The organism is Rhodococcus oxybenzonivorans, from assembly GCF_003130705.1.
In the GTDB taxonomy this organism is placed as follows: Bacteria; Actinomycetota; Actinomycetes; order Mycobacteriales; family Mycobacteriaceae; genus Rhodococcus_F; species Rhodococcus_F oxybenzonivorans.
In genome coordinates this window covers 5,250,088-5,266,393 of the sequence record NZ_CP021354.1, presented here as the reverse complement: position 1 = coordinate 5,266,393, position 16,306 = coordinate 5,250,088, and the positions used below count along the sequence as shown (strand labels likewise).

Genomic DNA, 16,306 nt, shown 5'->3' with positions numbered 1-16,306 from the left:
CGTAGAACTTTCGGTTTCCGGACGCGCGACGGTTACCGCAGCGCAGGGCGGGGTAGTCAGGTGGCGGTGCATCCTGCGCCGACCGACACCGTCCACATCGAAGGGGCAATCACGTATGAGCACATCTGACACCGCCACGCTGCTGACGCAGCTGCGCACGATCCTGGACCTGACCAACACCGAAATCCAGATCGCCGAGACCCGAGTAGCCCAGGCCAGAACCGAAGCCGTACGCCGCGAACTCCTCGAGAACGCCGAGAACGCCCGCGGCCGGGCCGAGGCCATCGACGCCGCGATCCGCGACCTCGGCGGAATCCCCGAGCTGATCGGACCGTTCCTGGGACGTGCCGCCGCCGCGGTGAAAACGGTGGTCGAGCAGGCCCAACCGTTCGACGAAGCCCTACTCGGTGACCTCGCCCTCGAACACCAACTCCTCGACCGCGCCCGCTACATCAAAGCCCTCGCCACCACCGCGGGCCGCAAAGACATCGAGAATCTCGCGTTCCGGCTGATCACCGCCCACCAGGCCACGGTGGACTGGCTGACCACCGTCCTGGCCGAAGATGCCCTCGGTGGCCCGGCCGCGTTGCGCCGCACCCCGTTGCAGGCGGCCACCGGCACCGCGGTACGGCTGATCAACGTGCCGGTGTCCTGGTCCGCGCGCGGCCTGGACCGGGCCCTCGACACCGTCCGCACCACCCCACCCTCGTTGGAGGAGCTGTTGAGCCGGGGCGCGCACGCCGGGGACGTCGCGGTCAAAACACTGACCGCGAGCCGCGACGCGGCCCTCGAGACCGCCGAAAGGGTCAGTCGCCAGCAAGGTGCGGAAGGTGTCGCCGACGCTCTGCGTTCGGTTCGCACCGGCACCGGTACCGGCACCGCCACCGGTGTCCCGGAATCGGGCGAGTTGCCGATCGAGGACTTCGACGAGCTCAACGTCTCCCAAGCTGTGGCGGCGGTGAAGGAACTCACCGATCCCGCCGATGTGCGGGCGATCGTCGCCTACGAGGAAGCGAACAAGAACCGGCACGGGGTCGTCTCGGCCGCGCAGACCCGGCTGGCTGCGATCGCCAAGGAAGTCGCCGGGATCAGCTGACCCCGGACGCAACCGGGTTCCGGCCGCCAGGATGCGCGGACCGGGGACCGGTTTCACGGAAATACCCCCCGCAGCCTCGAGGGGTCTGCGGGGGTATTTCTCTGCAACTGGGGTCTGGGCCGTTGCCGGCCCGGGCGCGGGGTCTATTCGGCGAGTTTCGCGTCTGCCTGCGCCCAGAGGAAGAACTTGTTGGTGCCCAGGTCTGAGTGGTTTCGGACCTATTGTGCCCCCAACCATTTTCTAAAGATTCAGCGAACGTAGAATTCCGCGAAAAAACGGAGTCCGGCGAAGAAATCCGTTACCGTCTCCCGACCGCCACCTCGGGCACAGCGACGACGCCGAAACCTGAACCCGTCAGATCCCCAGCGACTCCTCGAGGACGCGCAGCTCGTGGCCGAGCCGGGCCGGGATCGACTTCAGGTCGGGTACCGCGCTGCGGCAACCGGTGACTCCGAAGGAGATGATGTCGTCGTTGCTCGTGCAGGTGATGTTCAGCGCCTGGCCATCCACCGGTATGGACAGCGGGTAAATGGCGTCGAGCCGTGCGCCGTTCCAGTACAGCGGGGAGCTGGGCCCGGGAACGTTCGAGATGATGAGGTTGAACGGCGGACGCAGCCGCGAGTTGTGCCCGAAGAGCATGCTCGCACCGACCGGCGCCGCACCGACAGCGCTCATCGCCAGGATCTGGGTGGCGCTCATCGACTCCAGCGCCTCTTTGCCTTCGCACATGCTGGTGCGAATCGTGTCCAACCGATCCGCGGCATCCGGCTGGTGCGTGCCGAGGTTGCACATGAGGACACCGATGTTGTTCCCCGTCGCCGCCTGGCGTTGGTTCTGCAGCGACACCGGCACCATCGCGACCAGGGGTTCCGCCGGGAGAGCGTCGTGATCCTCCAGGTAGCTGCGCAGCGCCCCCGATGACATCGCGAGGACGACGTCGTTGATGGTGGAGTCGGACAGTTTCGCCACCAGGCGCAGGCGTTCGAGCGGCCACGACTGGGCGGCGAACTGGCGTGCACCGGTGATCGGAACGTTGAAGGGAGTCTTCGGAGCGGACAGGGCGAGGGGACCGCCCTTGTCACGGAACGCCCGAGTGATCGTTCCGGCGAGCGCGGGAACGAGTCCGGCAACGTCTCCGGCGGTATCGCGCGCGGTGCGCAGCGTGGCGCCGGCAAGGTTGGAGAGGCTGAATCCGCCCGAAGACTGCGCGCGAGGCGGTCGTGCATGTGCCTGCTCCCACGGAGCGGGCATATCGCGCTCCTCGGAGTTTTCACTGAGCGCGTTGCGCAGCATCTTCATCGCGGTGACGCCGTCGGCAACTGCGTGATGGATCTTGGTGTAGACAGCGAAGCGTCCGTCGCTCAAGCCCTCGATGAGGTGCATCTCCCACAACGGCCGGCTCCGGTCGAGGAGCGATTCGTGCAACCGCGAGCACAGCGCCATCAACTCGGCCTCGGTGCCCGGAGCGGGCAGGGCGTCGTGGCGGATGTGGTGCTCGAGGTCGAGTTCGTCGACCGTCTCCCAGCTCCACTGACCGAACGAGGACAGGGACCGGCGGGCACGCTTGGCCAGTTTCGGGGCAATTGTCCCGGTGCTTTCGGCGAGCGCGCGGTCGAGCATGGCGCGGATGTCGTGCGTGTCGGCACCCTCCGGCGGCTGGAAGATTTCGACACCGCCGACATGCATCGGATGCTCGCGCGACTCGCCGAGGAGGAACATCGAGTCGAGAGGTGACATGGGGAGCGGCATCTATTGCCCTTTCCATCCCGGGGACGTTTCCCGGATCGCGGGAGGTTTCGTCTCTGGTTTGAGGTGACGGCGGGGGACGGTGGCCCCCTTGTCGGGCGCCACCACTAAATAACTAATCGGTATGGGACGGGTCACGAATCAGTGACGCTGGTATTTGTACCAGGTTTTCCGTGAGCCATGCCACTAGACAAGCGTCCAACTCCTGGTGGCAGCGCGGGGTATGTGACACACACGTGAACACGCGAAAATTGTGCACTCGGTGCGGAATTCGAGTGAGTGTGCCCTGGCTAGAGTCGAAAGTCCCATATCAGCGACAATCACGGCATGGACAAGCCGTGGGCGGTAGTGAAACACTTGTCGTTCGAGGGGCCGGGATTGGTTGGGGCCCTTTTGAAGAACCGCGGGATTTCTTTCGTCGAGTACCCGATGTATCACGCCTTCGAACTTCCCGCCGCCGCCGACATCGGCGGTCTCGTGGTGATGGGCGGTCCGATGGGTGCGTTGGACGATGTTACCCACCCGCAACTTCCGCGAGAGCGAAAATTCATCAGGGATTCAGTCGACGCCGGGCTGCCGGTTCTCGGAATTTGCCTCGGCGCTCAACTTCTCGCCGCTGCTTTCGGCGGTGATGTTCGGACCGGTCCGGTTCCGGAGCACGGTGCCGGACTGGTGACAGTGACCGACGAGGGCGCCCACGATCCCGTGTTCGGTTCGGCCGGAAGTCAGTTTGCCGTCGTTCACTGGCACAACGACACCTTCGATCTTCCGGAGGGGGCGACACGGCTCGCGAGTAGTGAGGCCTACGAGAACCAGGCCTTCAGGCTCGGTCGCCGCGCATACGGGTTGCAGTTCCATGTGGAGCTGACGCGCGAGCACCTGTCGGTGATGCAGAACCACATGCCCGCGGGCACGGCACCGTCCGGAGAGCAGATGGACGAGGTGGCTGCCGTCGGGCGAGTGGTGATCGGCGCGTTCCTCGACCTCGCCGAAAGCTAGAAGAAGAACTTTCCGGCGCACCGATGAGTTTCGAGGACGACGGCAGTCTGTATCGATGACCTTCCGCTGGGGAAGGACTTCGAGAAGGAGATTGCGATGTCCCGGATGCTCTTCGTCAACCTGCCGATCAAGAATCTCGACGCCACCAAGAAGTTCTTCGGTGATCTCGGGTTCGAGTTCAATGCCACTTTCAGCGACGATTCGTGCGCCGCGATGGTGATCAACGAATCCACGTCGGTGATGTTGCTCGTCGAGCCGAAGTTCCGGGACTTCATCGAGGTCGACATCTGCGACACCTCGAAGGCGGTCGAGGCCCTCTTGTGCATCTCGGCCGAAAGCCGCGAGGAGGTCGACGCCCTGGTGGACAAGGCCCTCGCCGCAGGCGGAAGTGCATGGGGCAAGTTGCAGGACGAGGGCTTCATGTACGGCCGGGCGTTCCGCGACCTCGACGGTCACGTCTGGGAGGTCATGTGGATGGATCCGACGGCCGTACCCGCGTAAGGATCAGGTCGGTGGAGTCTGCGGCAGCCCGAACTTCTCGAACAGGTCGAGATCGAAGAAGCAGACGACGTGCGCGACTCCACCGGCCGTGACGTCGAGGACGTGGAGCTGGAACGGCCGGTGCACGCCGTCCTCGCCTCGCATGTAGAGGCCGAAGGCGGGCTGGCCGTTCGCCCATGAGGGGAGCAGGCGCATGTCGCCGGCACGTTGTGCCGGACAGTTGTTGCTGATGAGCCGGCCGATGTTCTCACCACCGAGGTACCAGCCGTCGAAGGGCGGCATCTCCCACACGGCTTCCTTGGTGAAGGTCTCCACGATCGCCTCGACGTCGTAGTTCTCGAAGGCCGTGACGTACCGCTCGAGGAGGGCCCTTTCCTCTGGGGGATTCCGGTTCGACGAGGGTGTCGGTGGTGGGCATGGCCAGTTCGAGCTGCGCGCGGGCCCGCTGCAGCAGGCTGTTGACCGCGGGAGTCGTGCTGTCGAGAGCCGCGGCGACCTCGGACGCCTTCCACTGCAGCACGTCGCGCAGAACCAGGACGGCGCGCTGGCGGGGAGGCAGGTGCTGCAGGGCGGCGATGAACGCCAGCCGCACCGATTCGCGGGAGGTGACGATGTTCGCGGGGTCGCTGGCGTCGTCGTACACGCTGTCGGGAATCGGCTCGAGCCAGGGCACCTCGTGCCGTTGGACCAGCTCGGCGGTGGGATCCGAATCGGGCGCACCCAGCCCGCTGGGCAGGGGTCGCATGGACCGGCTCTGCAAGGCCGTCAAGCAGGTGTTGGTGGCGATCCGGTAGAGCCAGGTGCGCAGCGACGACTGCTGCTTGTAGCCCCCCGTACCCGCGCCACGCGCGGATGAACGTCTCCTGCATCTGGTCTTCGGCATCGTGGAGCGAACCCATCATGCGGTAGCAATGGGCCAGTAACTCACGTCGGTAAGGGTCGGCGAGGGCGAGGAAATCCTCGTCGAGCGACTGCGCGGCCGTCATAGTGGGCAGCTTACTGCTGCCCACCGACGAGTGTCGGCACTCGCGCGCACCGGCCCGAAGTTCAGCCCCAGTTCACCATCGGCTCTCCCGTCTCGAGGAGTGTCTTCAGTCCGCTCAGGACCTCGTTCCAGCCACCACCGGCGCCTTCCGCTTCGTGCTCGCCCGCGACCATCCGTGCCATCTGCGGGGCGTTGGTGAGGTCATGTGTCACAGTCAATTTCGTGACTCCGGGTCGACTCGACGGCGCAATGTCGTAGGTGAGCGTGGTGAATCCTTCGATGTTGTCGGGGTCCATCAGCATGCGCCACGTCTGGACGAGCTTCTTCGGCGGATCGCACTCGAGCACCTCGCCGTCGACGACGACGTCGGGCACCCCGGGGTGGGCCTTCATCTCATCGCTGGCGCGCGACTCGTACTTGCCTCCGGGTCGGAGGTCGTAATGCACGTGTCCGCCGTACCCGTACCTCTCCGACCACTCCGGCTTGGTGACGGCCTCCCAGATCGCCTCGGGCGTTGCCTTGATGTACACGGCATAAACCTGCACGATTTCAGTCATTTCTCTTCCTCCAGTTCGGCTTTCAGCTGAGCGAGCGCCGCGGCGTGACGCTCGGTGTACTTGTCGATCCACCTCTGGTGGATCAGCTGGATCGGCACGGGGTTGAGATAATGCAGCTTTTCCCGGCCGGCACGACGCGTGACCACCAGGCCCGCGTCTTCGAGTACGCGCAGATGCTTCATGACCCCGAATCGGGTCATCTCGACCTGCGACTCGAGTTCGGTCAGCGTCTGACCGTCATGGGCGAACAATCGATCGAGGATCAGGCGGCGCGTGGGGTCGGCCAGCGCCTTGAAGACGTGATCGTCGTCCATTACTCCACGATAGGTGACCATTTGGTCACATGTCAACGAATTCGCGTCCAGTTCACCTCGGTGACACGGTGCGACGCCGAAGTCGGACACGTTCGCTCCCTAGCGTCCGGATGTCCCGTTGGCATGCATGGAGGTAACAGACAGTGACCACAGCACCACTCAATCGCCGCGGCTTCCTCGGCAGGACCGCGCTGACCGGCTTGGGCGTGGCGCTCGCCGGTAGTGTCGAGGCCTTCGTCCGACCTGCTGTGGCGTCCGCGGTGCCCGGTCGGGCGATCGGCTACGGGCCGCTGATTCCCGACCCGAACAGAATTCTCGCGCTCCCGGCCGGATTCTCGTACACGGTGGTGTCCCGGTCCGGCGACACCAAGATGGACGGCGGTGAGTCCGTGCCCAGCGACTTCGACGCCAACGGCGTGTTCGCCCGGCAAGGTGGGGGATCCACTGTGGTCAGCAACCACGAGATCGGCAAGGACGAGCCGTTCGGTGTCCCCGCAGTCGAGGGGCTCACCTACGACACGGGTGCGCGCGGTGGCACCACCACCACAACGGTGGACGCGGAAGGGAAGTGGCTGGGCCAGTACGTGAGTGTGGCGGGGACGGTGAACAACTGCGCCGGCGGTATCACGCCGTGGGGAACGTGGCTGACCTGCGAGGAAACCGAGGCCCGCGCGGGAACGGGCGGATTTTTCCTCGACCACGGATACGTCTTCGAGGTCGATCCGGCCGGACAGGATGCCAACCGGGGCAAGAGCCCGGTGCCCTACAAATTCCTGGGCCGGTACGCACACGAGGCAGTCGCCGTCGATCCGGCGACCAATGCCATCTACCTGACGGAGGATGCGTCCGATCCGAACGGCCTGTACTACCGCTGGACGCCGCCGCAGGGTTTCCGCGGGGGACCCGGCGCGCTCCGCGGACTGGCGCAGTCGTCGGGCGGGGATACCGCAGGCGCCCTACAGGCCATGGCGTGCTTCCAGGACGGTGTCCACGTACGCGACCTGTCGCAGGCGACGGAACCCGGTGTCCGGTACACGGTGCAGTGGGTGGACGTGCCCGACCGCGACGCCAAGAGCACCCCGGTGCGCAAGCAGTTCACCGACGACCAGGTGACGCGCAGCCGAAAGTTGGAGGGGCAGTGGTGGGGTGACGGTGGCGCCTACTTCGTCGCCAGCTTCGCGCGTACCGGCGACGGCAGTGCCGCCGAGCACGACGGCCAGGTCTGGTTCTACGACCCGGCGACGGAGACCATCACGTTAAAGACGTTGTTCGGCGTCAACCCGGACCCGGCCGTGGACACCGGAAACTACGACGGCCCCGACAACATCACCGTGTCACCACACGGCGGTGTCATCCTCGCCGAGGACGGCGACGGCATCAGCCATCTGGTGGGGGTCACGGCGGAGGGAGAGCCGTTTGCGCTGGCCCGTAACGAGTTGAACGACAGCGAGTTCTGCGGTCCGGCGTTCAGCGCGGACGGGAAGACGCTGTTCGCGAGCATTCAGTCGCCCGGGTTGCTTCTGGCGATCCGTGGTCCGTGGCGTCGCCCCATGCTGTGAGTACTTGTTAACAGCGGGGTGTTAACAAGTACTCACAGGGGGTCATTCAGCGGAGGAGGACGCCGTTGCCGGTGTCCGTGACCGGGGTGCCTCCGAGCACGCCGGCCACCTGGTCTTCGCTCAGCCCGAGGTCGCGTAGGCGATCCCAGACCGCATCGAATTCGATGAGCTTGGCGTTGAGATCGTTTCGGAGGCGGTTCACCTCGTCACGAATCTTCTCGGCCTCGTCGATCGCTTCCAGGGTCTGCTCGGGCTGAGGCAGGAGCAGGGACAGGAGCCGGTCACGAGCGTCCGCGCTCAGGCCTGCGAACGGCTGCTGGTCGGCGGGCGCCTCGTGCCTGCCTCCGCGGGAATCGGCGGACGGGATCGGCGTGGTATCCGACTCCGATGCCCGTTCGGCCGCCATGGCGTAGTCCGGTTCCTGCACCGGATCCTGGTCGCTCGACAGGTCGATGGTGCGACGCAGCGGGCGGTTGGGCAGCAGGATGACGGCGAGCAGGGTGACTAGGGCGACGAGCGCGGCGATGAGGAAGATCCGGCCGGTCGCGTCTCCGTATGCGGCACGAATGACGCTCTGCACGGGTGCGGGCATGGACGTGAGGTCCAGGCTGCCGCCACCGCTGCTCGACCCTGCCGGGATGCCGAGCGTGGCGAATCCGTCGGCAGAGAGGTCGGAGACCCGTGTCGCCAGGACCGACCCGAGAACCGAGACGCCGATGGCACCACCGAAGGTTCGGAAGAAGGCGACCGAACTCGAGGCCGCACCGATGTTCTGGACGCTGACAGTGTTCTGCACGGCGAGCACCAGGTTCTGCATCAGCATGCCCATGCCCAGACCGATGATGGCAATGTAGAGGCTGACGAGGGTCAGGCTCGTCTCGTGATCGAGGGTGCTCAGCAGCCCGAAACCGATGATCATCAATACTGCGCCGCCGACAACGAACGACTTCCACTTGCCGAACCGGGTGATGAGCTGTCCCGAGCCGACCGTGCCGATGAGCATCCCGGCGACCATCGGAATGGTGAGGACGCCGGCCATCGTGGGGGTGTAGCCCCGCGAGGTCTGGAAGTACTGGCCGAGGAAGGTGGTGGAACCGAACATTCCGACACCGACGGCGACGGATGCGATGATCGCGAGGCCGGTGGTCCGCTCGGTGACGATCTTCAGCGGGATGATGGGAGCCTTCGCCTTGGCTTCGACCAGGACGGTTGCCACGAGGAGGAGCACGCCGGTGCCGACGTACAGCGCCGTCTCGCGGGAGAACCACTCGTAGTAGCCGGCCTTACCTGCGAACGACACCCAGATGAGCAGGATGGACACGCCCGCGGTGAGCAGCAGCGCTCCGAGCCAGTCGATGGAGACGTTGTCCTTCTTCTCGGTCGGGAGGTGCAATGTGCGCTGCAGCAGGAACAGCGCGACGACGGCGAGCGGGACGCAGACGAAGAACGTCCAGCGCCAGCCGAGGGGGCTGTCGACTATGACTCCGCCGAGGATCGGGCCGCCCGACATCGAGACCGCCATGACGGCGCCCATGTAGCCGGAGTACCGGCCACGCTCGCGGGGCGAGACGATGGTGCCGATGATGGCGACGACGAGCGCGGTCAGACCGCCCATGCCGACGCCTTGGATGACCCGCGCGGTCAGCAGAAGCGGCACGTTGTGTGCGAATCCGGCGATCACCGAACCGATGACGAAGATGACGATCGCGCTCTGGACCAGGACCTTCTTGTTGAACAGGTCGGAGAGCTTGCCCCAAATGGGCGTCGAGGCGGCGTTGGCCAGCAACGCGCTGGTGATGACCCAGGCGTACGCGGTCTGTGTCCCTTTGAGGTCGCCGATGATCGTCGGCAGGGCGGTGGAGACGATGGTGGTGCTCAGCAAGGCCGTGAAGAGGGCTGCGAGCAGGCCGGTGAGGGCTTCGAGAATCTGACGGTGACTCATGGCCTGCGGTTCGCCGACCGGCGTGCGGATATCTGTTTCGGTCATACGCTTTGTGTTCCAATCGGGTTCGAGCTCGATACGATCCGGTGCTCGGCATCGAAGAGTGTTTCCTTCAGATGCCGGATCGAGTCGAGGGCCGTGGCTGCCTCGGTTTCGTTCCATCCGGTCAGCATTTTTTGCATGCGTGCGGCACGTCGTGCCCGTACGTGTTTCACGTACGCCAAGCCGTCGTCCGACACGCGTATTCGGAATGCACGCCCGTCCGCAGGGTCCGGGTGCCGGGTGACGTACCCGGCGTCGACCAGATCGGTGATCTGGCGACTGAGGGAGGACTGACTGACGCACATTTCCGTGGCCAGTTCGTTCTGCCGGCATTCACCCCTCCCGGCCAGGACGAGGAGAACTCCTGTCAGGGCGCGGGGGAGGTGGTCGTCGGCTTCCGACGCCAGGGCATCGCGAAGCACCCGACCGAAGAGGAATACCTCGTCGATCAGAGCTTCGGTCGTGCCGAGCGAAACGGACGACACGGAAGACGCGGCTGGCGTGGACATGGCAACAACCCCTGAGGACGACTTACTTTCTGCATGCAACTATATACATCGTTACCCCAAGCAAGTAACTCTTTTGGCTGTCTTCCTCGTCACAGAGCGTTGGACGAGGTTGTGACCGCGTCGGCCCTAGGTGGGGGTGAGACGGTAGTGGAGGCGCTGCGGTTCGCCGCCGACGAGCTGGCGAGATGCTGCCTGCACGCCCTGACCGCCGCCACCGGCCTGTCGACCCGGGAAGCGGTCCAGCGGCTGGTGCAGGTCACCATGGATGGGTGGCGCCCGGCGCGCTGACCGAGCCCGACCCGCCGGGTGGCCTGGTCTGCAGGTGGCCGGAACGGGTTGTAAGCGACGGCCGCCCGCGCGGGCATCGGCGCCCTGCTTCTGCGGGTGAACACCGCAGCAGGGCGCTTCGGTCGGACGCTCAGCGCCATACGAGCCGGGCCGGGTCGAGGTCGAGTCGGCGCAGAAGTTGCACGTTGAGCGGTACGACGATGGTGGAGACCGACATCAACACCGCCGCGTGTCGCGCCTTAGAGGGTCGACAGGATCTGTTCCATGGTGGTGATTTCCTGCTGCTGGGTGGTGATGATGTTTTGCGCCATCGCTTTCGCCTGCGCGTTCTGGCCGTCCTCCACCTCGGTCTGGGCCAGGGTGATCGCACCCTTGTGGTGCTCGATCATCTGGGTGAGAAAGAGTTTGGCGGCATCGACGCCCTGGGCGTCGCGCAGGGCAGCCATGTCTTCGGCCGACATCATCCCCTCCATGTCCTCGCCGCCCTCCATGCCGGGCATGTCCATTTCACTGGTGCCCGCCGGTGGGATCACCACCGGTGCCTCGGGCATCTGCATCCCGGTGCCCATGGGCATGGACTCGGTCATGTTCATGCCGGTCGTGGTGGTCGCTGCGGCGCCTTGGCCCCACGCGGTCAGCCAGGCGTTGAGTTGCTCGATTTCCGGGCCCTGCGCGGCCTTGATCTGCTGCGCGAGGTCGACCACCCGGGGGTCGATCCCCTGTTTGGCGAGCAGCACGTCACTCATCTCGATCGCCTGGCTGTGGTGGGGAACCATCCCCTGCGCGAAGGCGATATCGGCGTCGTTGTGCTCGGCGGCACCGTTTTCGGCACTCACCGAGGTGGTGGCGGCCGAGTTGGTGGTCGCGGCGCTCTCCTCGGTGCCGGAGTCACCGCACGCTGTCAGGGCCAGCAGCAGCGCCGCCGATGCGGCGCCGAGGGCGAGGGACTTGTTCATCGACAACTACCTTCTCTCTTCGGCGGATGCGCTGACAAAGACGGGGGTCACGCATCCGCGCAGGCCGTGCATGTCTGCGCGCACTCGGCGCGCGCCCCGATGCAGGCCAGAAGTGTCGCCTGGTCGATGTGCCCGCAGATCCTTCGGATAGCTCTCGAGCATCTGCTCGGCTGTGCTCACGATGACTCCCTTTCCACAAGGGGCATTCGGCGGCGGACGCCGCTGAAACAACGTCGGCCCGTCACCCCTATACCCGTAAAGCCGTACGGGTAAACAGTCGGTCGGTCCGCGGGGCGGCGCATGCCCGTGAGCGGTTGCTCAGCCGCGACGACGCCGCCCGGTTGAGCAGCATCTCGAGCCTGCTCGCCGACCCCACCCGGGCCCGGGTGATCAACGCCCTCGACCTGGCCGAAGAACTGTGCATGGGCGATATCGCCCTGACCCTCGACCTCGGCGGACACGCCGTAGGGTACGCCCTGCGGATCCTGCGCACCGCCGGTATGGTCACCCGCCGCAAGGCGGGCCGCACCGTCTATTACCTTCTCGCGGAAGGGTTTCCGGAACCGTTGCGGATGCATTGCCTGCGCCGCCTCGTCGAGATTTCCGACGAGAACGCCGGGGTGGACGACGACTACTGATCCTCGAGCCGGGCTTGTGTACCGGGTTTTCAGGAGCGGACGAGCCGGGCGATCGCGTCGGTGGCCTCTTTGATCTTCGCGTCGGCTTCGGGACCGCCGGCAACGGCGGCGTCGACGACGCAATGACTGATGTGGTCTTCGAGCAGTCCCATGGCCACGGCCTGCAAGGCCTTGGTCATCGCGGAGACCTGAGTGAGGATGTCGATGCAGTACTTGTCTTCCTCGACCATCCGCTGCAGTCCGCGGGCCTGGCCTTCGATGCGCTTGAGGCGCTTGAGGTAGGCGTCTTTTTCGGTGATGTAGCCGTGCGCGGCATGGTCATGGCCGTCGGTCTCGGCAGGTGCCTGGGTGGCCGCGGGAGTGGTGGCCATGGTGTCCTCCTGGAATCCGAGTGTCATGCCGAGCACCCCCGATTATGCCCGCCCGGGGTATGCGGGGCGGGGTGTGGGCCCTCGACCCGGCGGCCGATCGCCGATGCGGCGCACATCACCGCGCACCGGGCCGCCGCCCGGGTCCCGGGATGCCGGGCTATGCGCACCAAGGTCGTTGTCACCGTTGCCATGATCTTCTCCTTTCGGGACCGGATTCGGGTTGACCGGCGCGAGGTGGGCTGCACGCCCCACCCCGCGCGTCCTGATGCGTTGCCTGCGGTTATCCGGTGAGGGACCGGAATCGGCGCAGCCGCAGGCTGTTGCTGACCACGAACACCGACGAGAACGCCATCGCCGCACCGGCGAGCATCGGGTTGAGTAGCCCGGCCGCGGCCAGGGGGAGGGCGGCGACGTTGTAGGCGAAGGCCCAGAACAGGTTGCCCTTGATGGTGCCTAACGTCTTGCGGGCCAACCGGATCGCGTCCGCGGCGGCGCGGAGGTCCCCGCGCACCAGCGTCAGGTCGCTGGCTTCGATCGCGACGTCGGTGCCGGTGCCCATCGCCAGACCGAGGTCGGCCTGCGCCAGGGCGGCTGCGTCGTTGACACCGTCGCCGACCATCGCGACGACCTTGCCCTGATCCTGCAGCCGTTTGACGACGTCCACCTTGTCGGCGGGCAGCACTTCGGCGATCACCTCGTCGATACCGACCTGGTCGGCGATCGCGCGGGCGGCGGCGGTGTTGTCGCCGGTGAGCATGATCGGCGTCAGGCCCAGCCTGCGCAGCTGTCCGATCGCCTCGGCAGAGGTGGCCTTGACGGCGTCGGCGACGACGAGCACGGCTCGGGCTTTACCGTCCCAGCCGACTGCGACGGCGGTCTTGCCCTCGGATTCGGCTGCGGTCATGGCCGCTTCGAGATCGGCGGGTAGGTGCTGTGCCCAGTCCGCGAGGAGCCGGGCCCGGCCGACGACCACCGCGTGCTCGTCGATCATGCCCTGCACTCCGAGGCCTTCGATGTTGATGAACTGCTCCACCTTCGGCAGGGCGCCGACCTTGTCGCGGGCGCCCTTGGCGATGGCCGCGGCGATGGGGTGCTCGGAGGAATCCTCGAGGGCACCGGCCAGGCGGAGCACCTGCATGGTGTCTTCGCCGTCGGCGGTGATCACATCGAGCAGGGTCATCTTGCCGGTGGTGACGGTGCCGGTCTTGTCGAGCACCACGGTGTCGACACGGCGGGTCGATTCGAGGACCTCGGGCCCCTTGATCAGGATGCCGAGCTGGGCGCCGCGGCCGGTGCCGACCATCAGTGCGGTCGGGGTGGCCAGGCCGAGGGCGCAGGGGCAGGCGATGATCAGCACGGCGACGGCGGCGGTGAACGCGGCCGCGAGGCCGCCGCCGGTGCCGATCCAGAAACCCAGCGTGGCGACGGACAGGGCGATGACGATCGGGACGAAGATCCCGGAGATCTTGTCGGCCAACCGTTGCGCCTGCGCCTTACCGGTCTGGGCGTCTTCGACGAGTTTCGCCATCTGCGCGAGCTGGGTGTCGGACCCGATGCGGGTGGCACGCACGGTGATCCGGCCGCCGACGTTGACGGTGGCGCCCACGACCTGGTCGTCGGGTCCGACCTCGACGGGCACGGATTCGCCGGTCAGCATCGACGCATCCACCGCGGAAGAGCCGTCGGTGACGACACCGTCAGTGGCGATCTTCTCCCCGGGGCGGGCGACGAACTCGTCACCGACGGCCAGTTGATCGACCGGGATGCGCTGCTCGACACCGCCGCGCAGCACCGAGACCTCTTTGGCGCCGAGTTCGAGCAGGGCCCCGCAGGGCGGCACCGGCGCGCCGCTTGGAGCGGGCCTCGAAGTAACGGCCGGCGAGGATGAATGTGGTGACCCCGGCGGCGGCCTCGAGGTAGATGTTGCCGGCCCCGTCGGAGCGGGAGATGGTCAGCTCGAACGGGTGGGTCATGCCCGGCATACCGGCGGTGCCCCAGAACAGCGCGTACAGCGACCAGCCCAGGGCGGCGAGGGTGCCCATCGAGATGAGGGTGTCCATTGTGGAGGTGCCGTGCCGCAGGTTGGTGAAGGCGGCCTTGTGGAACGGCCACGCCCCCCCACACCACCACCGGGGCGGCGAGGGTGAGTGAAAGCCACTGCCAGTGGGTGAACTGCAGCGCCGGAACCATGGCCATCGCGATCACCGGCACACTGAGCACCAAGGACACGAGCAGCCGTTGACGCAGTGCGGCCGTGGGGTCCGGCTCCGCGGCGGGGCCGGCCGCGGTATCGGCGGCGAGCGGCGCCGGGATCTTGGCGGTGTAGCCGGCCTGCTCGACGGTGGCCACGAGATCCTCGGTCGACACAGCACCGACGTAGTTGACGCGGGCCTTCTCGGTGGCGTAGTTCACCGTGGCGGTGACGCCGTCGAGTTTGTTGAGCTTCTTCTCGATCCGGTTCGCGCACGAGGCGCAGGTCATACCACCAATTTCGAGCTCGACCTGGCCGTCGGCGGTCGGGTGCTGCGTGACGGAATTCATCGTTCCTCCTTCCGGGTGTGGTGGTGTTCGTCAGTGTCCGTGTCCGGCGGGCATCGGTTCCGGGGCGGGGGGCGCCGCGGCGCCGGAACTCTGCCCGGCGGTCAGGGTGAATTCGGCGGTCCGCACCACTCCATCGTGCTGGAAGTCGAGGAACAGGCGGTAGTCGCCCGCGCTCGGGGTGGTGACATAGAAGTCGATGCCCGGACCGGGTGCGGTGACCCCGTCACCGGGATGGCCGTCCGGGTGCACGTGCAGGTAGCCGAGGTCGGCGGCCCGCAGGGCAACCAGGTGACCGTACGCGCCGAGGTAGGGCTGCAGATCCGTCACCGGCTGCCCGCCGCGGGCGACCGACAGGGTGACCTTCGAGGCCTGACCCGGGGTGAGGGTGCCGTCGAGGGTGACGGTGTACCCGTCGACCACGGTGGCTGCGGCCACCGGGGGCAGGGGCTGAGGATCGTAGGCACCGGCGACCTGCAGGTCGGCGCCCAGGGTCACGCCGTCACCGCCGTCGGGGGTGAAGTCGGCGAACACCCGGTACGCCCCGGCGCGAGTCAGATCGAGCGGAACGGACCACGTTCCGGCGGCGTCGAGCACCGGGTGCACGTGCTGGAACCCGGCCATGTCGCGGCGCACCGCGATCAGATGTAGTTGCTTGTCGTGGCTCTCCACGTAGCGGGTGACCGGCTGCCCGTCGGCGCCCAGGATGCGGAACCGTAGTGGCACGTTAGCGCCGGCGGGAACCTGCGCCGTGTCCAATGCCAGGGTGTATCCGCTGTCGGTGACCATCAGTCCTCCAGGTGACTGTTCGGCGACCGGTGCGCCCGTGATCGAACCGGGTCCGGCGTCGTGAGTTGAGGTGTCGTGGGTGTCGGCCGGTGCGGGCACCTCGGGGCCGAGGGCGGCCCCGGCCCCGAGGGCGAGTGCGAAGACCGCGGCCAGGCCGACGGTGAATCCGGCGAACTTCGACGATGCGTTCATCGTGGGAATCTCCTGTCCGGGTCTGGGCGTCGTCCGGTCAGCCGGCGAGCTGGTAGCCGGCCTCGTCGACTGCCCGGGCGAGCGATGCCTTCTCGATCGGGGAGTCGGAGTCGATAGCGACCCGGCCGCTGGCGAGGTCGACGTCTACGGCGGTCACGCCGGGGAGGTTGCCGATCTCTTCGCGGACCGAGGAGACGCAGTGCCCGCAGGTCATACCGGTGACGGTGACGGTGGTGGTGCTCATCGATGTCCTTCTTTCTTCGGTTCGTGCGGAGTCCGATCGA

General features: G+C 66.6%; 16 protein-coding genes and 2 pseudogenes. 6 read left to right on the top strand and 12 right to left on the bottom strand.

The genetic code is table 11. The annotated features are described in order from the left end of the window. The first annotated feature begins 115 nt into the window (after positions 1-115). On the top strand, positions 116-1,096 hold the full coding sequence (locus CBI38_RS24515) for a ferritin-like domain-containing protein (protein WP_109332961.1): 981 nt from the start codon (positions 116-118) through the stop codon (positions 1,094-1,096). Between the two features lie 354 nt (positions 1,097-1,450). Here the strand turns inward: CBI38_RS24515 and CBI38_RS24510 are convergent, their stop codons facing one another. Continuing rightward, a complete protein-coding gene (locus tag CBI38_RS24510; protein ID WP_109332959.1) occupies positions 1,451-2,845 on the bottom strand; it encodes a WS/DGAT/MGAT family O-acyltransferase in 1,395 nt (464 codons plus the stop codon). A gap of 324 nt (positions 2,846-3,169) precedes the next feature. On the opposite strand from CBI38_RS24510, the gene CBI38_RS24505 reads away from it, so the two are divergent. Both CBI38_RS24505 and CBI38_RS24500 read left to right on the top strand, forming a co-directional pair. Then, on the top strand, positions 3,170-3,841 hold the full coding sequence (locus CBI38_RS24505; RefSeq protein ID WP_109332957.1) for a type 1 glutamine amidotransferase: 672 nt from the start codon (positions 3,170-3,172) through the stop codon (positions 3,839-3,841). Between the two features lie 96 nt (positions 3,842-3,937). After that, positions 3,938-4,342 carry a VOC family protein gene (locus tag CBI38_RS24500; RefSeq protein WP_109332955.1) on the top strand — a complete coding sequence of 135 codons (405 nt, stop codon included), beginning with the start codon at positions 3,938-3,940 and terminating at the stop codon, positions 4,340-4,342. Between the two features lie 3 nt (positions 4,343-4,345). Here the strand turns inward: CBI38_RS24500 and CBI38_RS24495 are convergent. The 3 genes and pseudogenes from CBI38_RS24495 to CBI38_RS24485 all read right to left on the bottom strand — a co-directional run bounded on the left by CBI38_RS24495 (position 4,346) and on the right by CBI38_RS24485 (position 6,198). Then, positions 4,346-5,328 (bottom strand): annotated as a pseudogene (locus CBI38_RS24495) (sigma-70 family RNA polymerase sigma factor). Positions 5,329-5,389: 61 nt separating this feature from the next. Next, positions 5,390-5,884: an SRPBCC family protein gene (locus tag CBI38_RS24490; RefSeq protein WP_109332952.1), complete on the bottom strand. Its 495-nt coding sequence runs from the start codon at positions 5,882-5,884 to the stop codon at positions 5,390-5,392. Beyond that, positions 5,881-6,198: an ArsR/SmtB family transcription factor gene (locus tag CBI38_RS24485; RefSeq protein ID WP_159924660.1), complete on the bottom strand. Its 318-nt coding sequence runs from the start codon at positions 6,196-6,198 to the stop codon at positions 5,881-5,883. The genes CBI38_RS24490 and CBI38_RS24485 overlap by 4 nt, the downstream gene beginning before the upstream one ends. Positions 6,199-6,341: 143 nt before the next feature. On the opposite strand from CBI38_RS24485, the gene CBI38_RS24480 reads away from it, so the two are divergent. Further along, complete coding sequence (locus tag CBI38_RS24480; RefSeq protein ID WP_109332950.1) at positions 6,342-7,757, top strand: alkaline phosphatase PhoX; 1,416 nt, start codon at positions 6,342-6,344, stop codon at positions 7,755-7,757. Between the two features lie 46 nt (positions 7,758-7,803). On the opposite strand, the gene CBI38_RS24475 is transcribed toward CBI38_RS24480, so the two are convergent. Both CBI38_RS24475 and CBI38_RS24470 read right to left on the bottom strand, forming a co-directional pair. Next, positions 7,804-9,744 carry an MDR family MFS transporter gene (locus CBI38_RS24475; RefSeq protein ID WP_418328282.1) on the bottom strand — a complete coding sequence of 647 codons (1,941 nt, stop codon included), beginning with the start codon at positions 9,742-9,744 and terminating at the stop codon, positions 7,804-7,806. Next, a complete protein-coding gene (locus CBI38_RS24470) occupies positions 9,741-10,250 on the bottom strand; it encodes a MarR family winged helix-turn-helix transcriptional regulator (protein WP_109332948.1) in 510 nt (169 codons plus the stop codon). The genes CBI38_RS24475 and CBI38_RS24470 overlap by 4 nt, the downstream gene beginning before the upstream one ends. Before the next feature lie 111 nt (positions 10,251-10,361). Between CBI38_RS24470 and CBI38_RS37985 the strand changes: the two genes are divergently transcribed. After that, positions 10,362-10,538 carry a hypothetical protein gene (locus tag CBI38_RS37985; protein WP_162603154.1) on the top strand — a complete coding sequence of 59 codons (177 nt, stop codon included), beginning with the start codon at positions 10,362-10,364 and terminating at the stop codon, positions 10,536-10,538. 239 nt (positions 10,539-10,777) lie between these two features. Here the strand turns inward: CBI38_RS37985 and CBI38_RS24465 are convergent, their stop codons facing one another. After that, a complete protein-coding gene (locus tag CBI38_RS24465; RefSeq protein WP_109332946.1) occupies positions 10,778-11,494 on the bottom strand; it encodes a DUF305 domain-containing protein in 717 nt (238 codons plus the stop codon). Positions 11,495-11,835: 341 nt separating this feature from the next. Between CBI38_RS24465 and CBI38_RS24455 the strand changes: the two genes are divergently transcribed. Further along, entirely contained in the window at positions 11,836-12,132 is a 297-nt protein-coding gene (locus tag CBI38_RS24455) for an ArsR/SmtB family transcription factor (RefSeq protein WP_230989943.1), read from the top strand. 29 nt (positions 12,133-12,161) lie between these two features. Here CBI38_RS24455 and CBI38_RS24450 read toward each other — a convergent pair whose 3' ends face one another. From CBI38_RS24450 to CBI38_RS24435, 5 genes and pseudogenes are all read right to left on the bottom strand, one after another. Beyond that, the gene (locus tag CBI38_RS24450; protein WP_109335326.1) at positions 12,162-12,503 is read right to left on the bottom strand and encodes a metal-sensitive transcriptional regulator; all 342 of its coding nucleotides are present in this window, start codon (positions 12,501-12,503) and stop codon (positions 12,162-12,164) included. 23 nt (positions 12,504-12,526) lie between these two features. Further along, positions 12,527-12,694, bottom strand: coding sequence for a hypothetical protein (locus tag CBI38_RS37980; RefSeq protein ID WP_162603282.1), 168 nt, complete (start codon positions 12,692-12,694; stop codon positions 12,527-12,529). Between the two features lie 89 nt (positions 12,695-12,783). Further along, positions 12,784-15,044 (bottom strand): annotated as a pseudogene (locus CBI38_RS24445) (heavy metal translocating P-type ATPase). 30 nt (positions 15,045-15,074) lie between these two features. Further along, positions 15,075-16,022 (bottom strand): hypothetical protein, encoded by a 948-nt coding sequence (locus CBI38_RS24440; RefSeq protein ID WP_109332942.1) that lies wholly within the window; start codon positions 16,020-16,022, stop codon positions 15,075-15,077. 37 nt (positions 16,023-16,059) lie between these two features. Further along, positions 16,060-16,266 carry a heavy-metal-associated domain-containing protein gene (locus CBI38_RS24435; RefSeq protein ID WP_109332940.1) on the bottom strand — a complete coding sequence of 69 codons (207 nt, stop codon included), beginning with the start codon at positions 16,264-16,266 and terminating at the stop codon, positions 16,060-16,062. Positions 16,267-16,306: the final 40 nt, after the last annotated feature.

Excerpts from the sequence above, each read along its gene's own strand:
- CBI38_RS37980 (WP_162603282.1), bottom strand. The coding sequence starts at position 12,694 with ATGGCAACGGTGACAACGACCTTGGTGCGCATAGCCCGGCATCCCGGG.
- CBI38_RS24490 (WP_109332952.1), bottom strand. The coding sequence starts at position 5,884 with ATGACTGAAATCGTGCAGGTTTATGCCGTGTACATCAAGGCAACGCCC.
- CBI38_RS24470 (WP_109332948.1), bottom strand. The coding sequence starts at position 10,250 with ATGTCCACGCCAGCCGCGTCTTCCGTGTCGTCCGTTTCGCTCGGCACG.
- CBI38_RS24500 (WP_109332955.1), top strand. The coding sequence starts at position 3,938 with ATGTCCCGGATGCTCTTCGTCAACCTGCCGATCAAGAATCTCGACGCC.
- CBI38_RS24510 (WP_109332959.1), bottom strand. The coding sequence starts at position 2,845 with ATGCCGCTCCCCATGTCACCTCTCGACTCGATGTTCCTCCTCGGCGAG.
- CBI38_RS24450 (WP_109335326.1), bottom strand. The coding sequence starts at position 12,503 with ATGGCCACCACTCCCGCGGCCACCCAGGCACCTGCCGAGACCGACGGC.
- CBI38_RS24465 (WP_109332946.1), bottom strand. The coding sequence starts at position 11,494 with ATGAACAAGTCCCTCGCCCTCGGCGCCGCATCGGCGGCGCTGCTGCTG.
- CBI38_RS24515 (WP_109332961.1), top strand. The coding sequence starts at position 116 with ATGAGCACATCTGACACCGCCACGCTGCTGACGCAGCTGCGCACGATC.
- CBI38_RS24485 (WP_159924660.1), bottom strand. The coding sequence starts at position 6,198 with ATGGACGACGATCACGTCTTCAAGGCGCTGGCCGACCCCACGCGCCGC.
- CBI38_RS24440 (WP_109332942.1), bottom strand. The coding sequence starts at position 16,022 with ATGAACGCATCGTCGAAGTTCGCCGGATTCACCGTCGGCCTGGCCGCG.
- CBI38_RS24505 (WP_109332957.1), top strand. The coding sequence starts at position 3,170 with ATGGACAAGCCGTGGGCGGTAGTGAAACACTTGTCGTTCGAGGGGCCG.
- CBI38_RS24435 (WP_109332940.1), bottom strand. The coding sequence starts at position 16,266 with ATGAGCACCACCACCGTCACCGTCACCGGTATGACCTGCGGGCACTGC.
- CBI38_RS24475 (WP_418328282.1), bottom strand. The coding sequence starts at position 9,744 with ATGACCGAAACAGATATCCGCACGCCGGTCGGCGAACCGCAGGCCATG.